We start from the raw sequence: 20,103 nt of genomic DNA, 5'->3' as shown, positions 1-20,103 counted from the left end.
AATATCCGCCCCTGCTTAAAATAACGGGCTTTGCCGTGTTTTAACGCCTATTTTCTTATTCCAAGGATGGTTTATGCCGCTGCTGTCTGTCGAATTCGCACTGTTCTTTCTCGCCTTCCTGCCGATTTACTGGGGCTGGACGAAATACCCGTCCGTCCAAAACCTGCTGCTTTTGGCTGCCGGTATGGGCTGGCTCTACCATATCGGCCCTGTATTTGCGGCAATCATCGTCCTTTATTCCTCCTGCGTGTACCTTTTGAGCGAACTGCTCCGTTCCGATCGCGAAGGTACGCGCCGTTTCTGGCTGGGGTGCGGCATTGCCGTCTCGCTGACCGTCTTGGGCTTTTTCAAATATTTCGATTTTTTCCGCCCGCTGATTGCCCAATATGCCGGAAAAGGCGGCGCAATCGACATCCTGATGCCGCTGGGGCTTTCGTATTACACCTTCCAGTCGATCGCCTATCTGGTTTACTGCTTCCGTGCGCCGCACGCCGCGCGTTTCGGGTGGCACGAGCTGCTGCTGCACCTGAGTTTCTTTCCCACCGTTACCTCCGGCCCGATTATCCGCGCCGCCGCATTCAAAAGCGCGGACGGCGAGCAGGCGGGCGCACTGGCGCAAATCCGTACCCACCAACCGCGTTCTCCCGTCCGCCCCGCACTCGCCGTTTCCCTGATTCTGCTGGGTATTGCTAAAAAATGGTGGCTGGCGGGGATGCTGGCGGAAAACTGGGTGTCGCCCGTATTTGAAAATCCCGCCCAATTCGACGGCTGGGGCGTGTTGGCAGGCGTGTACGGCTATACCTTCCAACTCTTCCTGGACTTTTCCGGATATTCCGATTTGGTTATCGGCATGGCAATGCTGCTGGGCTTCCGCCTGCCCAAAAACTTCTCCGCACCGCTTCGTGCCGCGAATATCCGTGCATTTTGGGACAAATGGCACATCAGCCTTTCCACCTGGATACGCGACTACATCTACATCCCCTTGGGCGGCAGCAAAAAAGGCTTTTTGCGGACACAGTTCAACCTGATGGCGGCAATGGTGCTCTCGGGCATCTGGCACGGCTACGGCTGGAACTTCCTCATTTGGGGCGCGCTGCACGGCACGGCACTGGTGCTGCTCAACACGGGAGACCGCTATTTCGGACGCAACGCGCTATGCCGTCTGAAATACCTTGCGCCGCTCTCGTGGCTCATCACCTTCCATTTTGTCTGCCTGACCTTCGTCGTCTTCAATACCGCAAACCCCGACGATGCAGGCGCAGTTTTCAGTGCCCTCTTTGCTAATGCCAACGGCTGGAATGCGCCGCAACGGGCGGATATGCTGCTGCTTGCCTCGTTTGCATCCGTGATGCTGCTCTACCCTTACCTGCAACGCGCTTTCGACGGCGCGGTCAAAGGTTTGGAAAAAATCCCGATGTGGCTGTGGTTTATCCCGATTTCCATCATCCTGCTGCTGATTATCGTCCTCGCCCCCTCGGGGATACCCGGTTTTATTTATGCCAATTTTTAAGGGTTTGAACATGAAAAACTTTCTTTCCCTTTTCGCCTCCATACTGATGTCTGCCCTGATTGCCGTGTGGTTCAGCCAAAACCCCATCAACGCCTACTGGCAGCAGACCTACCACCGCAACAGCCCGCTCGAACCGCTTGCCGCCTACGGATGGTGGCGGAGCGGTGCGGCGTTGCAAGAAAACGCCTACGCCCTTTCAGACGGCATCAAAGCCTTCCTGTCCGGCGAAACGCTGCCAACGGCTCAAGGCGGCGGTTCGGCAGATATGCCGTCTGAAGCCGCCGCATCCGAAGCCACCCCTCAAACCGGCGAAATCCAAGAATGGAAACAGGACACCGACACCGCCGCCGTCCGCAGCGGCGACAAAGTCTTTTTTGCCGGCGATTCGCTGATGCAGGGTGTTGCACCCTTCGTGCAAAAAAGCCTGAAACAACAATACGGCATCGAATCCGTCAACCTCAGCAAACAAAGCACGGGGCTGTCCTACCCCTCATTCTTCGACTGGCCGAAAACGATTGAAGAAACCCTGCAAAAACATCCCGAAATCAGCGTACTCGCCGTCTTCCTCGGCCCGAACGACCCGTGGGATTTTCCCGTCGGCAAACGCTACCTCAAATTCGCTTCCGACGAATGGGCGCAAGAATACCTGAAACGCGTCGACCGCATCCTTGAAGCCGCACACACGCACCACGTCCAAGTCGTCTGGCTCGGCATCCCCTACATGAAAAAAGCCAAGCTCGACGGGCAGATGCGCTACCTTGACAAACTGCTTTCGGAACACCTGGAAGGCAAAATCATCCTGATTCCCACCGCGCACACCTTGAGCGGCGGGGAAGACCGCTACACCGACTCCGTCAACGTCAACGGCAAATCCGTCCGCTACCGCAGTAAAGACGGCATACACTTTACCGCCGAAGGACAAAAACTGCTGGCGGAAAAAATAATGGAAAAACTCACTTTTACACCAGGCAGACAACCATGAACCTCAGACACTTCATCACATTTTCCGCCCTGTTCGCCGCAACCCAGGCAAACGCCCTGCCCATTGCCTCCGTCAGCCTCGACACCGTTACCGTTTCCCCGTCCGCGCCCTACACCGGCGAAGACGGCCTCTTGACCGATTACAGCAACGCCGCCGCCTCGCCTTGGATGAAAAAACTCCAATCCGTCGCACAAGGCAGCGGCGAGACCTTCCGCATCCTGCAAATCGGCGACTCGCATACCGCCGGCGACTTCTTTACCGACACCCTGCGCAAACGCCTGCAAAAAACATGGGGCGACGGCGGCATAGGCTGGGTCTACCCCGCCAACGTCAAAGGGCAGCGCATGGCGGCCGTCCGTTACAGCGGCAACTGGCAAAGCCTCACCAGCAGGAACAATACCGGAGACTTCCCGCTCGGCGGCATCTTTGCCCGAACAGGCGACAACGGCAGCATGACCCTGACCGCATCCGACGGCCAGACCGGCAAACAGCGCATTTCCCTGTTTGCCAAACCCCTGCTCGCCGAACAAACCCTGACCGTCAACGGCAACACCGTCTCTGCCAACAGCAGCGGCTGGCAGGTACTGGACACCCGCGCGGCACTGCCCCTGACCATACAGACCGAAATGCCGTGGGACATCGGCTTCATCAACATCGAAAATCCCGCCGGCGGCATTACCGTTTCCGCCATGGGCATCAACGGCGCACAATTGACCCAGTGGTCGAAATGGCGTGCCGACCGTATGAACGACCTTGCTCAAACCGGTGCCGATCTAGTCATCCTTGCCTACGGTACCAACGAAGCCTTCGGCGACAACATCGACATTGCCGACACCGAACAGAAATGGCTGGATACCGTCCGCCAAATCCACGACAGCCTGCCCGCCGCCGGCATCCTCATCATCGGTGCACCCGAATCCCTGAAAAACACGCTCGGCGTATGCGGCACACGCCCCGTCCGCCTGACCGAAGTCCAACAGATGCAGCGGCGCGTCGCCCGGCAGGGACAAACCATGTTCTGGTCTTGGCAAAACGCCATGGGCGGCATATGCAGCATGAAAAACTGGCTCAACCACGGATGGGCCGCAAAAGACGGCGTACACTTTTCCGCCAAAGGCTACCAACGGTCGGCAGAAATGCTCGCCGACAACTTGGAAGAACTCGTCCGTTCCGCCACGATAAAGCAATAATCGAACAGGGGTCGGGCAGTATTTCCACAACAGGGAATGCCGTCTGAAACAGATACCTTCATATTGCTTCAGACGGCATATCCAAATTCCAATTGCGAGAATCCCATGTACCGCTACATCCTCCACCGCCTATTGCTCTTAATCCCCACGCTGTTGGGGATTTTGGCGATTACTTTTGCCGTTATCCAATTCGTTCCGGGCGGGCCGGTGGAGCAGATGGTGCAGCAGTTGACGCATGGTGCGGTCAGCGGCGAGACGGCGAACGCGGCGGCAGGCGGCATGATGAAAAACGGCAACCGCATCAGTCCGGAAGATTTGGCGGCGTTAAATGCGCTGTACGGTTTCGACAAGCCGCCGCTGACGCGGTTTGCGGATATGGTGTGGCGGTTTGCCCGTTTTGATTTGGGCGAGAGTTTTTTCCATCATGAAACCGTGTTCGAGCTGGTCAAACAGAAAATGCCGGTGTCGATGAGTTTGGGCTTGTGGACGTTTTTCCTGACTTATCTGATTTGTATTCCGTTGGGCATTGCCAAGGCGGTGCGCGACGGCAGCCGTTTTGATGCGGTAACGGGGATGGTGGTGCTGGTCGGTTATACCATACCGCCGTTTGTGTTGGGTTTGATGCTGCTGGTGTTGTTCGGCGGCGGCAGCTTTTTTGCATGGTTTCCGCAGGGCGGTTTGATCGGCGATGATTTCAACACACTGTCGTGGGCGGGCAAAATCAAGGATTATCTGTGGCACATGACGCTGCCGATTACGGCTTCAGTAGCCGGCAATCTGGCGGTGATGACCATCCTGACAAAAAACGTGTTTCTCGAAGAAATCCGCCGCCAATATGTCTATACCGCCCGCGCCAAAGGTTTGCCGGAAAAACAGATTTTGTGGAAACACGTTTTCCGCAATGCGATGATTCCGCTGATTACCGGCTTTCCCGCCGCCTTTATCGGCGCGTTTTTCACCGGCAGCCTGCTGATTGAAACCTTGTTCTCGCTCGACGGACTGGGGCTGCTTTCCTACGAGGCGGTGATGAAGCGCGATTATCCGGTGGTGATGGGGACGCTGTATGTGTTCACGCTAATGGGTTTGCTGGCAAAATTGGTGTCGGATATTTCTTATTCGTGGGTCGATCCGCGCATTCATTTCGGCGGACAGAAATAGGCCGTCTGAAAAATATGTTTCCGAATCATGACTAAAAACCTTTCCAAACCATGAAAACACGCACCTCAAACCCCACTTGGCAGGCATTCAAACAACACAAACGCGGCTGGTTCGCGTTGCGGGTTTTAGCCGTTTTGTTCGCCGTCGCGCTGCTTGCGCCTTTGTGGAGCAACGACAAGCCCTTGTGGATACGTTATCAGGGCGAATATTATTTTCCGCTGGTAAACGAATACAACGAAACCGTGTTCGGCGGCGATTTTGATACGCCTGCGGACTATTTGGATCCGCTTATCCGCCACAATATTACTTCAGACGGCAATTACGCCGTTTATCTGCCCAATCCTTATGATGCCGATACGCTCAATGATTTTGACACCCAACCCGATCCGGCAATGCCGTCTGAAAGGCACTTGCTCGGCACGGACGACCGAGGCCGTGATGTCTTGGCGCGTTTGATTTACGGATTCCGCGATTCCCTGCTGTTTGCCCTTGCATTGACCTTTGTAACGACCGTAATCGGCGTGATTACCGGTGCGGTTCAGGGTTATTTCGGCGGCAAGACCGACCTCTTGATGCAGCGTTTTATCGAAATCTGGGGCGGGATGCCGGAACTTTATCTGCTGATTATCCTGTCTTCGTTTTTTAATCCCAGTTTACTGATTTTGCTGGTGTTGCTGTCGCTGTTCGGCTGGATGGGGTTGTCGGACTACGTCCGCGCCGAATTTTTGAAAAACCGTCAGGCGGATTACGTTTTGGCGGCGCGTTCGATGGGTGTGGGCAACCGCGCGATTATGTGGCGGCACATCCTGCCCAACAGCCTCACGCCTGTATTGGCGTTCCTGCCTTTCCGCATCTCCGGCGCAGTGCTTGCGCTGACCAGCTTGGATTTCCTCGGTTTGGGCGTTCCCGCGTCGCAGGCAAGCTTGGGCGAACTTCTGTCTCAGGGCAAGGACAACTTAGATGCTTGGTGGATAGGCTTGTCTACTGTCGGCATGCTGACTATCATGCTGCTTTTGCTGGTAACGATAGGCGAAGGCTTGCGGCAGGCGTTTGACGTGCGCGCAAGGGGATAGTATAAGCACGGAGCCTTTGCGGGCGTACATCAATGCGCGACCCGTGCCTTCAGGAGCTTCAGACGACCTCTATAATATTTTATCCACTTCATTTTTAAAGAATTTCAATGAATCAAACAAACAACACCAACTTCTACGAAATGCTGACCGCTGCCTGCCGTAAAAACGGCAACGGCACGGCAGTGTTCAACGATAAAGAAAAAACCACTTACGATGCGCTCAAGCGGGAAGTCGATGCCGTAGCGGCATATCTGCAAAATATGGGGGTCAGATTCGGCGACAAAGTCGCTCTGGCGGTATCCAATTCGCCGGAATTTATCAGCGCCTATTTTGCCGTTTCTGCCATCGGCGCGGTTGCCGTACCGATGAATACGTTTTTGAAAAACAACGAATACGCGTATATTTTGAACGACTGCAAAGCGCGGTTCATGTTTGCTTCGGCAGGTTTGCAGAAAGAATTGAAGGGGCTGAAAAAACAGACCCGCGTCGAGAAAATCATTTGGATAGATGAGGCAAAAGCGGCAGACGAAGCCGATGTGCGTTTTGAAGAAGCGCGCCGTTTTTCGGGTACACCCGATTTGAGCCGCCAGCCGAAAATCAATGATTTGGCGCATATTATTTACACTTCCGGCACGACAGGCCACCCCAAAGGCGCATTAATCAGCTATGGCAACCTGTTTTCCAACCTTGAAGGCATCGAGCGCATTTTTAAGATTACCAAACGCGACCGCTTCGTCGTGTTCCTGCCGATGTTCCACAGCTTTACGCTGACGGCTATGGTGTTGCTGCCGATTTATATGGCGTGTTCGATTATTTTGGTGAAATCCGTTTTCCCGTTCTCCAACGTTTTGAAACAGGTTTTGCTCAAACGCGCGACCGTGTTTTTGGGCGTACCCGCGATTTACACTGCCATGAGTAAAGCGAAAATCCCTTGGTATTTCAGATGGTTCAACCGCGTCCGTCTGTTTATCAGCGGCGGTGCGCCTTTGGCGGAACAAACCATCCTTGATTTTAAAGCGAAGTTCCCGCGCGCCAAGCTTTTGGAAGGTTACGGTTTGAGCGAATGCTCGCCTGTCGTCGCCGTCAACACGCCCGAAAGGCAGAAAGCCCGCAGCGTCGGCATCGCCTTGCCCGGATTGGAAGTCAAAGCCGTCGACGAGGAATTGGTCGAAGTACCGACGGGCGAAGTGGGCGAACTCATCGTCAAGGGCGGTTCGGTCATGCAGGGCTACCTGAATATGAGTGATGCCACGGATGAAACCATCGTTAACGGCTGGTTGAAAACAGGCGATTTTGTCACGATAGACGAAGACGGCTTCATCTTTATCGTCGACCGCAAAAAAGACCTGATTATTTCCAAAGGGCAAAACGTTTATCCGCGCGAGATTGAAGAAGCGATTTACAAACTCGACGCCGTCGAAGCTGCAGCCGTCATCGGCGTGAAAGACCAATATGCCGACGAAGAAATCATCGCCTTTATCCAGCTCAAAGAAGGGACCGAACTGGATGAAGCCACCGTCCGCAACCATGTACGCGCGCAATTGGCAAATTTCAAAGTTCCCAAACAGATTTACTTCAAAGACGAGCTGCCGCGCAACGCCACAGGCAAGGTTCTGAAACGGGTATTGAAAGAACAGTTCGAGCAAGGGAAATGAAAAATACCGCCTAAAGACAAGAGGCATACGGATACCGTTCCGGTTTTTATATCGGCACAACACTGCCCCTTATCCTAGCAAATACCGCTTCCATCATTTTGGCAAACCTCCTTTTCAGACGGCATCCGATATGACCCGCCCCATCCTTGAGATTGAAAACCTAAACGCCTCGTTCCCCGGCAAGCAAGTCCTGCACGATGTCAGCCTGACCGTACAGACCGGCAGGAAACTAGCATTGGTCGGCGAGAGCGGCAGTGGTAAAACCGTGCTGGCGCAGGGCATTATGCGGCTGAATCCGCTGGTGTCGTTTGAAGGGCATCTGAAATTTGACGGCAACGATTTGCTGACCCAATCCGAACGCGCCCTACAAAAGCTGCGCGGACGGGAAATCGGCATGGTGTTTCAAGAACCGATGACCGCGCTCAATCCCGTGATGCGCGTCGGCGCGCAGATTGCCGAAGTGCTGACCCTGCATCTGGGTTTAGATAAAAAACAGGCATGGGCGAGGGCGGTCGAACTCTTGGCGGAAACCGGCATCCGCGAGCCGGAGCAGAAAGCCTTTGCCTATCCCTTCCAGCTTTCCGGCGGACAGCGGCAGCGGGCAATGATTGCGATGGCGGTTGCCGCCGAACCCAAGCTCCTGATTGCCGACGAACCAACCACCGCCTTGGATGTCTCCGTGCAGGCGCAGATTCTCGATTTGTTGGCGCGCTTGCAACAGGCGCACAACATGACCATGCTCTACATTACCCACGACCTGAACCTTGTCCGCTGCTTTGCAGACGACGTTGCCGTGATGCGCGGCGGACGTATTGTCGAAACGGGCGCGGCGGCGGAAGTGTTTGCCCGCCCGCAACACGAATACACGAAAATGCTGTTGAACGCCGGCGCCACGCGCAAGGTTGTCCCTTTGGTGGACAACCCCGCCACCGTCTTGCAGGCGAAGCAGCTTTCCGTTGCCGTCAAAGAAACAGCAGGTTGGTTCAAAAAACGCAACAAAACCCTGCTGGAGCCGGTTTCCTTCGATTTGAAAGCGGGTGAAACGCTGGGCATCATCGGCGAAAGCGGCTGCGGCAAAACCACGCTGGCAAAAGCCGTCATGCACCTTATCGACGCGGAAGGTCGTCTGAAAATCAACGGCGAAGACTGGAAACACGAATCCAGACGCGATATACAAATGGTGTTTCAAGACCCTTTCGGAGCATTCAACCCGCGCATGAACGTCTTTAACATCGTTTCCGAAGCCCTGCGCGTCCACGAACCCGATTTGTCCCGCGCAGAAATGCGGCAGCGCGTGCAAGACGTATTGCGGCAGGTCGGGCTGCCCGAAGACGCGCTCGAACGCTATCCGCACGCCTTTTCCGGCGGACAACGCCAGCGGCTCGCCATCGCCCGCGCCATCATTGTCCGCCCGAAAATCCTCGTTTTGGACGAACCCACCAGCGCGCTCGACGTACAATGGCAGCAACAGATTCTGGAGTTGCTCGCCGATTTGCAGAAAAAACACGGCCTCAGCCTCATCATCATCAGCCACGACCTCGCCGTCATCCGCGCCCTGTCGCACCGCGTGATGGTGCTGAAAGACGGCAAAATCGTCGAAGAGGGCGACTGCGAAACCGTATTTGCCAACCCTTCCAGCGATTACACACGCCATCTGATGAAGTTCCGGCATATATTAGATTAGCAAACCCCTCTTATAGGGTATCTACTGAAAATCAATACAGTATAATTACAAATATGAAGAAAATTACCCGGCAAAACCTGCATCCGCTCCTTTCCGAAAGTCTGAACGATACCGATTTCGTCCTTATCCTGAATGCGTTAATCAAATTCATCCGCCGCGGCGGCAAAAAACAGGCTGCGGAACACTTCGATTTAATCATTACCACGCTCAAACAAGACGAAGCACTCTGCCGCCATTTCAGCCGACGCTTCTATACATGGCTTTCCCAAGTCCACATCTACCCCGCCCTTATCAAACTCGGTATTTTCTCGCGCCACAGCTTTTCCCGGGAAATGGGTATACGCATATACGAACGCTTCAGCCCATCCTACAAAGACTTTGCCAACCTGCGTGAAGTATTCCTCTACCTTTTCCACTCCGAAAACGACGACAAATGGCTGCAAACCCTCCATATCCGCCAGTGGCTGGGCCTATACGAGCTTATCCGCGCCAATGCCGAACCCGCACTGTTGCAAACAGCATGCCGACAACTTGCCGATGCCCGGCTGCGCGCCATTGAAATGCTTGCCATTTGGATTGCCTCCGAAGCCATCGAACCCGACCTCATCCGCATTGCACCTCGCCTGCTTGAGGCAGACTCGCCTTTTGTCGCCCTCCAACGCGAAACTGCCAAGCTGGTCGAACACTACCGAAAAGAGCACAATCCTTACGATACCGCACATCTTGAAGTTATGTTCGACCAATGCGGAACCCAAATCGACTACTTGCGCCGTCGAGGTACGGGTGCGGGTTCGGGATCATCCGTAAAGGTTGCCCACCTGCTCGAACGACTCCAACAGACCCTATGCCGTCTGAAACTCCTGACCGACATTCAAACCGATATCAGCAACCACAGCCGGCTAACCATTGCCCTGATGAACTCCCTCATCTATGCCGCAGTCGAACAATACAGCACCCGCCACCTGCGCCGCAGCAGCATCAGGATGCTCGCACGCAGCATTACTGAAAATAAAAGCAACCACGGCGAACACTACATTACCCGCAACCGCAAAGAATATTTCAAAATGTTCTACTCCGCAGCGGGCGGCGGCGTCATCATCTCCCTGATGGCACTGCACAAAATCCATATCGGCACACTTGGTTTCAGCCCCTTTGCCACAGCCTTCCTATCCGGGCTTAACTACGGCATAGGCTTCATGCTCATCCACATACTGCATTGCACTGTTGCAACGAAACAGCCCGCCATGACCGCCGCCAGCTTCGCCGAACAGGTCGATCTCAACGAAGGAGGCAAAGCAGCGGACAATAAACTCGCCAAACTCCTAATCGACGTATGCCGCTCGCAAAGTGTCGCCGTTTTCGGCAATGTCTCCGTCGCCATCCTTTTGGCATGTACCATATCAATCGGCTATACCCATCTGTACCGACAACCCATACTCGATACCCATACCACCACCTACCAATTCAAATCAATCGATATTTTTACCCAACCCACCCTCTGGTATGCCGCCATCGCAGGAGTATGGCTCTTTTGTTCCGGAATCATCGCAGGTTTTTTCGATAACCGTGCCGACTACCTCAACCTTCGCCAGCGTCTTCCCTTTAACCCGCTGCTGCGCAAAATCATGCGCCCCAAACCCCGCCGGGCCCTTGCTTCCTACATACACAAACACTACGGCTCCTTGGCCGGCAACTTTATCTTCGGGATGCTGCTGGGTATGACGGGTTACATCGGCCAACTTATCGGCCTCCCCCTGGACATCCGCCACGTCGCATTCTCATCCGCCAACCTCGGCTATGCCGCCGTTAGCGGCAATATCGGTATTATCAGCTTCACCCTTGGCATTCTAAACATTCTTGCCATCGGCCTGGTCAACCTCTGCGTGAGTTTCAGCCTTGCACTATTTGTCGCCCTCAGGGCACGAGGCACAAAAATCAGCAGCATCCGCAACCTAGTCAAAAGTTTCTGGAATCAGATTAAAACCAATCCCTTTATACTTTTCCTTCCACCATCGACAGAACAAGAACGAAAATCTCCAACCTCAAACAAACCCTGATCAGAAAATGCCGTCTTAAACAAGTTTGACCCTAAACCGCATATTCACAGGCAGATGATTGATAAAAAATCCCGTCCGAATATAATCGGACGGGATTAAATATCAGACTGTAAAAAGATGCCGGCTAACCATCTGACGGTAACAGTATCATAAAAACTAAAACAGAAACCAAATCAGATAATCTCAAGCCCTTTCTACCATTGGAACCCGATACCTGCACCAACATTATAATCACCGGCAGTAGAGGCAGAACCACTTATCTTCAAGATAACCCTATTATTGTCACTTACCTTTGAATAACCGATGGCAAATGCATTCTGACCCCTATAATTACCTACAGCAAGGCTGAGCATACTGTTACTGCTACCATTTGCCTGCGGAAGATTTGCAATTGCAGTCGCACCTGCAACACCTCCACGCAGTTTTTTATCGGCCGACTTCCACTCATCACGAATAGAATCCACATAAGCCTTGTTTGCCGCATCAGTTGCATGGCGTGGAGACTGAACATTTGTAATACGACGTTCATGACCAGCCGAACCGACAGAAACCGTGTAATCCTCAGAAGCCACAGAACCATTACCCAAAGCAACCGAACCTGTTCCACTAGCAAACGCATGGTTGCCGATTACAGTGGAATCATTGCCCTTCGCTTCCGAACCATAGCCCAAAGCAGTTGAATCAATACCTACTGCCCGCGCACTATCCCGACTACCTGCATTATCAGCAGCAAAAGAAACCTTGCCATCCTTACCAATCAAACCAGAAGATTCGATTTTCTGAAGCGCACCAGCCGCTTCGTCTCTGGCTGCTTCAGCTTTACCTTGGGCTGTTACAGCAGCATCCTTCGCTGCTTCTGCACCGGTCTTGGCGGTTTCTGCACCGGCTTTGGCGGTTTCTGCCGCATCTTTCGCTGCTTCCGCACCGGTCTTGGCGGTTTCCGCCGCATTTTTAGCTTCTACTGCACCAGCTTTCGCATTTCCTGCCTCTGTTGCGGATGCCGCTGCCGCTTCTTTCGCTGCTTCTGCACCAGCTTTAGCATCTCTTGCCTCTGTTGCAGATGTCGCTGCCTCGTTTTTAGCTGCTACTGCTGGATTTTTTGCTGCTATTGCACCAGCTTTGGCTTCTTCTGCACCAGCTTGGGCATCTCTCGCCTCTGTCGCAGAATTGGCGGCATTCGTTTCGGATGCCGCTGCCGCTTCTTTCGCTTCTACTGCCGCATTCTTGGCATTTACTGCCTCTGTTGCGGATGTCGCTGCCGCTTCTTTCGCTGCGACTGCATTATCCCTGGCTGTTTCTGCCTTACCTTGGGCTGCTTCTGCACCGGCTTTGGCGGTTTCTGCCGCATTTTTGGCAGCTTCCGCACCGGTTTTGGCTGTTGCCGCATCTGCTGCAGATGTCGCTGCCTCGTTTTTAGCTGCTACTGCTGCAGTTTTTGCTGCTTCTGCACCGGTCTTCGCTGTTACTGCTGCATCTTTCGCTGCTTCTGCTTTACCTTGTGCTGTCACTGCCGCGTCTTTGGCGGTTTCTGCTGCAGTTTTTGCGCTTGCCGCATCTGCCGCGGATGCCACTGCCTCGTTTTTGGCTGCTACTGCCCCATCTCTAGCACTTACCGCATCTGCTGCGGATATCATTGCCGCATCTTTCGCTGCTACTGCCGCATTCTTGGCATTTTCTGCCTCTATTACGGAATTGGCGGCATTCGTGGCGGATGTCGCAGCCGCTTCTTTCGCTGCTTCTGCCGCAGTTTTCGCTGCTTCGGCATCAGTCTTAGCTGCCTCTGCCTTACCCGCAGCTGCTTCGGCACCAGTTTTCGCTTCTCTTGCCTCTGTTGCGAATGCCGCTGCCTCGTTTTTGGCTGCCTCTGCACCAGCTTGGGCTGCTACTGCATCGGCTTTGGCTCTTACTGCCGCATCTTTCGCTGCTTCTGCATCAGTCTTCGCTGTTACTGCCGCATCTTTGGCATTTACTGCCTCTGTTGCAGATGTCGCTGCCGCTGTTGCCGAATTGGCGGCATTCGTTGCGGATGCCGCTGCCGCTGCTTTGGCTTCTTCTGCCGCAGTTTTGGCGGTTTCCGCACCGGTTTTGGCTGTTGCCGCATCTGCTGCGGATGCCGCTGCCGCTGTTGCCGAATTGGTGGCATTCGTTGCGGATACCGCTGCCGCTTCTTTGGCTTCTTCTGCCGCATTTTTAGCTTCTACTGCACCAGCTTTGGCTTCTTCTGCCGCATCTTTGGCTGCTACTGCCGCATTCTTGGCACTTTCTGCCTCTGCTGCGGATGCCGCTGCCGCAGTTTTCGCTGCTTCTGCACCAGCTTTGGCTGCCTCTGCACCGGCTTTGGCATTTCCTGCCGCTGTTGCGGATGCCGCTGCCGCTTCTTTGGCATTTACCGCATCTGCTGCGTATATCCCTGCCGCTACTTTGGCTGCTTCTGCCGCATTCTTGGCACTTTCTGCCTCTGTTGCGGATGTCTCNGCCGCTGCTTGGGCTGCTTCTGCTTTACTCGCAGCTGTTTCGGCTCGTGCAACAGATTGATTAATCTGGTCAAGTTTAGCAGTTACAGTTTGTGCTGCGGTTTTAGCATCTGCAATTGCTTGCTTAGAATCGGCATTTAATTTATAAGTTACTGCATCATTTTCATATGCAACATCTAACCCATCGCCAGCTTTGAAATTAAGCACATTATTAGCATTATTGGTTGCTGATGTGCCTTTGTTGCTCATAGTTTTAATATCCGAGCCATTTACTTGAAACTTATATTCTGTTTTAGCAATTTCATCGGCAGCTTTGATTACATGGTAAAGTTGTGAACCAGTGATTACATCACTCGATGTCTCAGAGATTTCACCAGCTCCAACATTTTGGATCTGGCGTCTAATAGTGCTATTACCAAAACTTACAGTGCCATTATTGGTTGCGGCAACGCCTTTAGATAAGGTTGCATCACCAATTTTGATATCACTTACTGTATGTTTAGTCGATGTACTTGAAGATTGACCAATAGCAATATCACCTGAATTATTAGCAACCGCACTTTGACCTAGTGCAATCCCATTTGCTGCAGACGCTACCACTTGAGCTCGATCACCAATACTAATCCCTGTTGCTCCAGCTGTTTTAGCATTGTTACCTAAAGTAACAGAATATGTTGCATTATCCGTTGCTTGCGCTCCATTACCGATAACAATGGAGTAGTCTTTCTCTGCTGTCGCTTTTGCATCACCAATACCACCAATCACAATAGATTTTGAGCCTTTGGCTGTCGCTTCTGGGCCAATTGCAACTGTTCTATCCCCTTCTGCTTTTGCGTAAGCACCAATGGCGACAACCCTTTCTCTCGTTGCGCTTGCATTTTGACCGATAACAACAGAGTTTTCTCTTTCTACAGTTACATTTGTACCTATCGCAACAGAATTCTCACGTTTCGCCGTAGTGGAATTACCTAAGGCAACCGAATTTTCACGATTAGCTGTAGCGGAATTACCCATGGCAATCGAATTTTCACGCTCAACAGTCGCACTATTGCCAATTGCTACCGCATTTGTCGCACCATTACCGCTACCCGTATTTATAGCGGTAATATTTGCTGCATTACCAATCGCAATTGCGCCGCTTGCAGCTGTAATTTTGCTATTATTACCAATCGCAATTGCATTATTCGCCCCTAGATTATAAGATTCATTCCTAAGAATCGTACTTCCTCTGCCAAATGCGATTGCACCGGCAGACCCTTCAACCTGAGCGTGTTTGCCAATTGCAATACCGGCAACTGCCTCATTTCGCTGAGATCCCCAATAGTTATTTACATTCGCTCCGGTACCAATGGCAATCGAATCCTTTGACAAAGCATTGGCATAAACACCTGACGCGATGGAACGAGCACCTACCGCTCCACTCGTACCAACGGTTTTATTATCATTTACCGGTCCTCCAGGGTTTCTTCCTTCATAATTGAGCCTCAAATTAACAGGAGTAGTACCATCCTCACCCATTTTCTGAAAGAAGGCTTCATTCCTTTCTGCATTCTCCCCATTCACATTGATATATGAATTATCTGCCGCCGCCGCAAAACCTACCGATGCCAAACACAAGGAAAGCATGGTCAATCTGGACACTTGTTTGGAAAATATAGATTTATTCTGCAGAGTTGACGAAGATGCTTTACCTTCGGCTTTTGCCAGCTCCGATACAACTTCATATCTGCCAGTCGCCTTATTGTAAACCACCTTGAAAATCTTATTCATTATGAGTAATCCCCGTTTAATATGATTAAATTTATTCTATCCCTGTTTTTTGATGGCATAGCCTGCCAATATACTGTAATTTGCCAGGATAGGTATATGTGGTTGGCATTTTATATAGAACGGGTTTGGAAAACTAATAAAATTACTTAAATTAACCAAACATTTATTTCCTTAATACATTTCCTACACACCTTCTATAATAACCAAATCTTCTCCACAGAAAAAAAAGGGTTTGCCGACCTGCCTATCAATTGCCGATACTGTCAACCATAAAGATAATGTATTGGTAACATTATATGATTCATGAATCTATAGTGGATTAAATTTAAACCAGTACGGCGTTGCCTCGCCTTGCCGTACTATTTGTACTGTCTGCGGCTTCGTCGCCTTGTCCTGATTTGTGTTAATCCACTATACATAGACATTCCGTATCGTTTATATTTTCTTAAAACGATATCTGAAAAGAAATATTAGAGCCTCCTATTTCCAAGCGAGTTGGCAATATCCCTGACTGCCGTTACATACATCCGGCTGTGATTGTATTGCCAAACCGTATAAAAATTGTTTAAACCTAAATAATATTCAAATACGCCGGGCTTAACCTCCAAGCTGAACAAGATTGCCTTTTCATGATCTGCAAGCTCTTCCTGAGGTTTGATGCCATAAGCCTTCAGATCTGCAACTGTCCGCACCAATGCCGTTTTTTCTCCAATTATGGCTTGAATATCCGCACTCGGCGTCAGCGTAACGGGTACCAGCATTTTTCCTCCGGTCACCCAACCGTGCTGTTTCATATAATTGGCAATCGAGGCTGCTACATCGCCAACATTTCCCCATATGTCCCGATGTCCGTCTCCGTCATAATCTACCGCCCATTTCCGGTAGCTCGAAGGCATAAATTGCGGCATACCCATTGCACCCGCATAACTGCCCTTAAAAGCAAAAACATCACTGCCTTCTTCTTTTGCCAACCGCAAAAGCTCAACCAATTCTTTTTGGAAGAACTCGGCACGGCGGGGATAATCAAAGCCCAAAGTTGCTAATGCATCGGCACCCCGGAAGCTGCCCATATTCTTACCGTAATTCGTTTCAATCCCGATAATCGCCACGATAAGCTCGGCAGGCACGCCATATTCATCCGCCACTCTTTCAATTACCGCCTGATTTTCAGAATAAAACTTTCGGGCCCCGTTAAATTTTGCAGCTCCTGAATTACCAACCTTAAATTCATACCACGGTCTGGATGTAGAAGGTTTGTACATGATATTGATAATGTTTGCCTTATAAACCGCATTATCAAAAAAATTCCCTAATTCCACTCGGGAAAAATCTCCCTTTTCAACCTCATAATCCACAAAACGGCGGACATTGGCATTGGCGGCAAATCCGCTGCTGGATACTGATTCTGCCACAACATCAAATTGCGGACGTTCATTTTGCGGACGTTCATTTCCTTCTTTCTCAATTGTCTTAACCGTCGTACAGGCAGACAAAGCTGCCAAACAAATTGCCAACGGAAGTATTTTTATCGTTTTCATAGAAAACCCCAAACAGATACAGAAAATAAAAATAGTTACGGCAACATAACATTATTAACCGACACACCAACGATACTGATATGCGGAAGCAGCAAAAAAACTGCACACTTTCCTCATCGGAAATTTAAAAGTAAAAGAAATGCCGTCTGAAACCTTACCGATAATCGGAACATGGTTTCAGACGGCATTCTGATAATTTCAATTACTCAGCTGCAGCAACGACGGCAACGGTAATTTTAGCAACGGCATCAGTGTGCAAAGCCACTTCTACTTCATACTCGCCAACTGCTTTCAGAGGACCGTTCGGCAGGCGTACATTCGCTTTGGCAGCTTCGATGCCGGTCGCAACGATTGCAGCCGCAATGTCCGCATTGGTAACGGAACCAAACAGACGGCCGTCCACACCGGCTTTTTGTGCAACGGTAATGGTTTGGCCATCCAATTTTTCTTGACGGGCTTGGGCATCTGCCAAAATTTCAGCCTGTTTGGCTTCCAGTTCTGCGCGGCGTGCTTCAAACTCTTTCATGTTCGCTTCAGTAGCACGTTTTGCCTTACCTGCGGGAATCAAGAAGTTGCGGGCATAACCGTTTTTTACGGTAACGATGTCGCCCTAATTCCCCAAACCGCCGATTTTTTCTAACAGAATAATTTGCATGATTTAAACTCCAAAATCATTTGTGTTGATCGGTATAAGGCAGGAGTGCCAAGAAACGTGCACGTTTTACGGCAACAGCCAATTGGCGTTGATAGAATGCCTTCGTTCCTGTAATGCGGGCAGGAATGATTTTACCGTTTTCAGAGATAAAGTCTTTCAGCAAATCAACTTGTTTGTAATCGACTTCTTGGATTTTTTCAGCCGTAAAACGGCAGAATTTTCTACGTTTGAATGATTGACGAGCCATTGTCGTTTAACCTTTATATTCTTTAATATTTTGTATTCTGAGCATCGGCATATGGGAACGTCTGCTTTTTTGAGCTAAAAAACCTTCGACGTGAACATATACACCTTGCCGATACTGCCACTCTTCCGCCTGCCTGCCTAAAATCCGTGCTGGAATTTCCAATTGGATAAGACATTGCTGCCCATTTTCTTTCTGCCATGATTCATGCTTTAAAATAATATCTAAGACAGAGATTCCGGCAGGCGTATATCGAATAGGGAAAACCTTTTCAATCAACGCGGCAAGCGAAACAAGATTATTGAATCCCAATTATTGGGCAACCGCTTCTTCAGACGCACCGCTCAGCAGGTTCTTAGCCTTTTCGCCACCCAACATAGGGGAAGCTTCGGTAACGGCGTGTTTGGTTTTGCTGGTCAGATGACGCAATACCGCATCATTGAAACGGAACGCGGTTTCCAACTCCCCAACAACTTCGGGAGTGGTTTCGATGTTCATCAAAACATAATGTGCTTTGTGGATTTTGTTAATCGGGTAAGCCAGTTGGCGGCGACCCCAATCTTCTAGACGGTGAATCTTACCGTTTGCCTCGGTAATCATGGTTTTGTAACGTTCAACCATAGCGGGCACTTGCTCGCTTTGATCAGGATGAACGATAAACACGATCTCGTAATGACGCATGTTATCTCCTTATGGATGGTAAAAACAGCCTTCTGCCATGCGAAAGCAGAAGGCAAGGTTCAAAGAGCAGGCATTATATTGGGGTTTGCCGACGGAATCAAGGATTTGGTACGAAAAACTTGCATTCCGCCGAAAATTCCGGTTTCAGACGGCATTCAAATGTTTTGGCTGCCCAGCCAGCGTTCCGCGTCCAAAGCCGCCTGACAGCCGGAAGCCGCGCTGGTAATTGCCTGACGGTAGGTATGGTCTTTTACATCTCCCGCCGCCCATACGCCTTCGATATTGGTTGCACCGACATTGTCCGCCGTCCCGCCTTTTGTTTTCAGGTAGCCGGCTTCGTCCATTTCCAACTGCCCTTTGAAAATATCGGTATTCGGCTTGTGCCCGATGGCGATAAAGATGCCACTGACGGCAATTTGTTGCTCAGAACCGTCGTTGTTTTTTAATAATGCGCCGTTTACGCCCCGATCGTCGCCCAAGACTTCTTGCAGATTGCTTTCCAGCTTGAGGATGATTTTGCCCTCTTCCACGCGTTTCATCAGTTTGTCTATCATGATTTTTTCGGCACGGAACTCGCTGCGGCGGTGAATCAGCGTAACGGTTTTGGCGATATTGGCAAGGTAGAGTGCTTCCTCAACTGCCGTATTGCCGCCGCCGACTACGGCAACATCTTGGTTTTTGTAGAAGAAACCGTCGCAGGTGGCACAAGCGGAAACGCCTTTTCCGGCAAACGCTTCCTCACTCGGCAAACCGAGGTATTTTGCGGACGCGCCTGTTGCTACAATCAGGGCATCGCAAGTGTACTCGCCCATATCGCCTTTGAGTGCGAACGGGCGTTTTTGCAGATCGACGGCGTTGATTTGGTCAAAAATAATTTCTGTTCCGAAACGTTCGGCGTGGGCGAGAAACCGCGCCATCAATTCCGGCCCTTGCACGCCGTCGGCATCGGCAGGCCAGTTGTCCACTTCGGTCGTTGTCATCAGTTGCCCGCCTTGAGCGATACCTGTAATAATGACGGGGTTTAAATTAGCGCGCGCGGCATAGACGGCGGCGGTGTATCCGGCGGGGCCGGAACCCAAAATAATCAGTTTGCGGTGTTGGGACATTGTTTTTCCTTTGCTGTGTCAAGTTTTCGGATTCTACTCGAATTATCGGCGCGTTTGAGAAATTTTGACCATACCGGCGTTTCAGACGGCATCCCGCAGCCTTGACTGCCGTCTGAACATCAAAACAGGAATCACGCTTATGCAACAAAAAATCCGTTTCCAAATCGAAGGTATGACCTGCCAGGCATGTGCTTCGCGCATTGAAAAAGTGTTGAACAAAAAAGATTTTGTCGAATCGGCGGGGGTGAACTTCGCCAGCGAAGAGGCGCAGGTTACGTTTGACGACAGCAAAACGTCGGTAGCCGACATTGCCAAAATCATTGAGA

Annotated in this window: 16 protein-coding genes; 9 read left to right on the top strand and 7 right to left on the bottom strand. The window is 51.2% G+C overall.

Translation table 11 applies throughout. The annotated features are described in order from the left end of the window. Positions 1 to 73 precede the first annotated feature (73 nt). The 8 genes from ACRPFF_RS06035 to ACRPFF_RS06000 all read left to right on the top strand — a co-directional run bounded on the left by ACRPFF_RS06035 (position 74) and on the right by ACRPFF_RS06000 (position 11,309). On the top strand, positions 74 to 1,510 hold the full coding sequence (locus tag ACRPFF_RS06035) for an MBOAT family O-acyltransferase (RefSeq protein WP_432674098.1): 1,437 nt from the start codon (positions 74 to 76) through the stop codon (positions 1,508 to 1,510). Between the two features lie 10 nt (positions 1,511 to 1,520). Beyond that, positions 1,521 to 2,492: a peptidoglycan O-acetyltransferase PatB gene (patB, locus tag ACRPFF_RS06030; RefSeq protein WP_432674097.1), complete on the top strand. Its 972-nt coding sequence runs from the start codon at positions 1,521 to 1,523 to the stop codon at positions 2,490 to 2,492. Beyond that, positions 2,489 to 3,682: a GDSL-type esterase/lipase family protein gene (locus ACRPFF_RS06025; protein ID WP_432674096.1), complete on the top strand. Its 1,194-nt coding sequence runs from the start codon at positions 2,489 to 2,491 to the stop codon at positions 3,680 to 3,682. The genes patB and ACRPFF_RS06025 overlap by 4 nt, the downstream gene beginning before the upstream one ends. A gap of 105 nt (positions 3,683 to 3,787) precedes the next feature. Further along, complete coding sequence (locus tag ACRPFF_RS06020) at positions 3,788 to 4,840, top strand: microcin C ABC transporter permease YejB (RefSeq protein ID WP_432674115.1); 1,053 nt, start codon at positions 3,788 to 3,790, stop codon at positions 4,838 to 4,840. Between the two features lie 50 nt (positions 4,841 to 4,890). Then, entirely contained in the window at positions 4,891 to 5,913 is a 1,023-nt protein-coding gene (locus tag ACRPFF_RS06015; RefSeq protein ID WP_432674095.1) for an ABC transporter permease, read from the top strand. A 107-nt stretch (positions 5,914 to 6,020) separates the two neighbouring features. Next, positions 6,021 to 7,568: a fatty acid--CoA ligase gene (locus ACRPFF_RS06010; RefSeq protein ID WP_432674094.1), complete on the top strand. Its 1,548-nt coding sequence runs from the start codon at positions 6,021 to 6,023 to the stop codon at positions 7,566 to 7,568. Positions 7,569 to 7,698: 130 nt separating this feature from the next. Continuing rightward, entirely contained in the window at positions 7,699 to 9,252 is a 1,554-nt protein-coding gene (locus tag ACRPFF_RS06005; protein ID WP_432674093.1) for an ABC transporter ATP-binding protein, read from the top strand. A gap of 44 nt (positions 9,253 to 9,296) precedes the next feature. Further along, a complete protein-coding gene (locus ACRPFF_RS06000) occupies positions 9,297 to 11,309 on the top strand; it encodes a site-specific recombinase (protein WP_432674114.1) in 2,013 nt (670 codons plus the stop codon). 194 nt (positions 11,310 to 11,503) lie between these two features. Here the strand turns inward: ACRPFF_RS06000 and ACRPFF_RS05995 are convergent, their stop codons facing one another. The 7 genes from ACRPFF_RS05995 to trxB all read right to left on the bottom strand — a co-directional run bounded on the left by ACRPFF_RS05995 (position 11,504) and on the right by trxB (position 19,777). Beyond that, positions 11,504 to 15,553: a YadA-like family protein gene (locus tag ACRPFF_RS05995; protein WP_432674092.1), complete on the bottom strand. Its 4,050-nt coding sequence runs from the start codon at positions 15,551 to 15,553 to the stop codon at positions 11,504 to 11,506. Between the two features lie 470 nt (positions 15,554 to 16,023). Beyond that, positions 16,024 to 17,091 carry a lytic murein transglycosylase B gene (gene mltB / locus ACRPFF_RS05990; protein WP_432674091.1) on the bottom strand — a complete coding sequence of 356 codons (1,068 nt, stop codon included), beginning with the start codon at positions 17,089 to 17,091 and terminating at the stop codon, positions 16,024 to 16,026. Between the two features lie 202 nt (positions 17,092 to 17,293). Next, complete coding sequence (gene rplI, locus ACRPFF_RS05985) at positions 17,294 to 17,695, bottom strand: 50S ribosomal protein L9 (RefSeq protein WP_432674113.1); 402 nt, start codon at positions 17,693 to 17,695, stop codon at positions 17,294 to 17,296. 67 nt (positions 17,696 to 17,762) lie between these two features. Next, a complete protein-coding gene (gene rpsR / locus ACRPFF_RS05980) occupies positions 17,763 to 17,993 on the bottom strand; it encodes a 30S ribosomal protein S18 (protein ID WP_002213306.1) in 231 nt (76 codons plus the stop codon). 6 nt (positions 17,994 to 17,999) lie between these two features. Beyond that, a complete protein-coding gene (priB, locus tag ACRPFF_RS05975; RefSeq protein WP_432674090.1) occupies positions 18,000 to 18,302 on the bottom strand; it encodes a primosomal replication protein N in 303 nt (100 codons plus the stop codon). After that, positions 18,303 to 18,671, bottom strand: coding sequence for a 30S ribosomal protein S6 (gene rpsF / locus ACRPFF_RS05970; RefSeq protein ID WP_432674089.1), 369 nt, complete (start codon positions 18,669 to 18,671; stop codon positions 18,303 to 18,305). Positions 18,672 to 18,826: 155 nt separating this feature from the next. After that, on the bottom strand, positions 18,827 to 19,777 hold the full coding sequence (gene trxB / locus ACRPFF_RS05965) for a thioredoxin-disulfide reductase (protein ID WP_003710105.1): 951 nt from the start codon (positions 19,775 to 19,777) through the stop codon (positions 18,827 to 18,829). A 139-nt stretch (positions 19,778 to 19,916) separates the two neighbouring features. Between trxB and ACRPFF_RS05960 the strand changes: the two genes are divergently transcribed. Continuing rightward, positions 19,917 to 20,103, top strand: a 187-nt coding sequence (locus tag ACRPFF_RS05960) for a cation transporter (RefSeq protein WP_432674088.1), incomplete at its 3' end; no start/stop codon positions are given.

Origin of the sequence: Neisseria sp. SLRRB23 (assembly GCF_050896295.1) — a bacterium.
In the GTDB taxonomy this organism is placed as follows: Bacteria; Pseudomonadota; Gammaproteobacteria; order Burkholderiales; family Neisseriaceae; genus Neisseria.
Note: the sequence above shows the minus strand (reverse complement) of the source record. Positions and strands in the feature narration are given on the sequence as shown.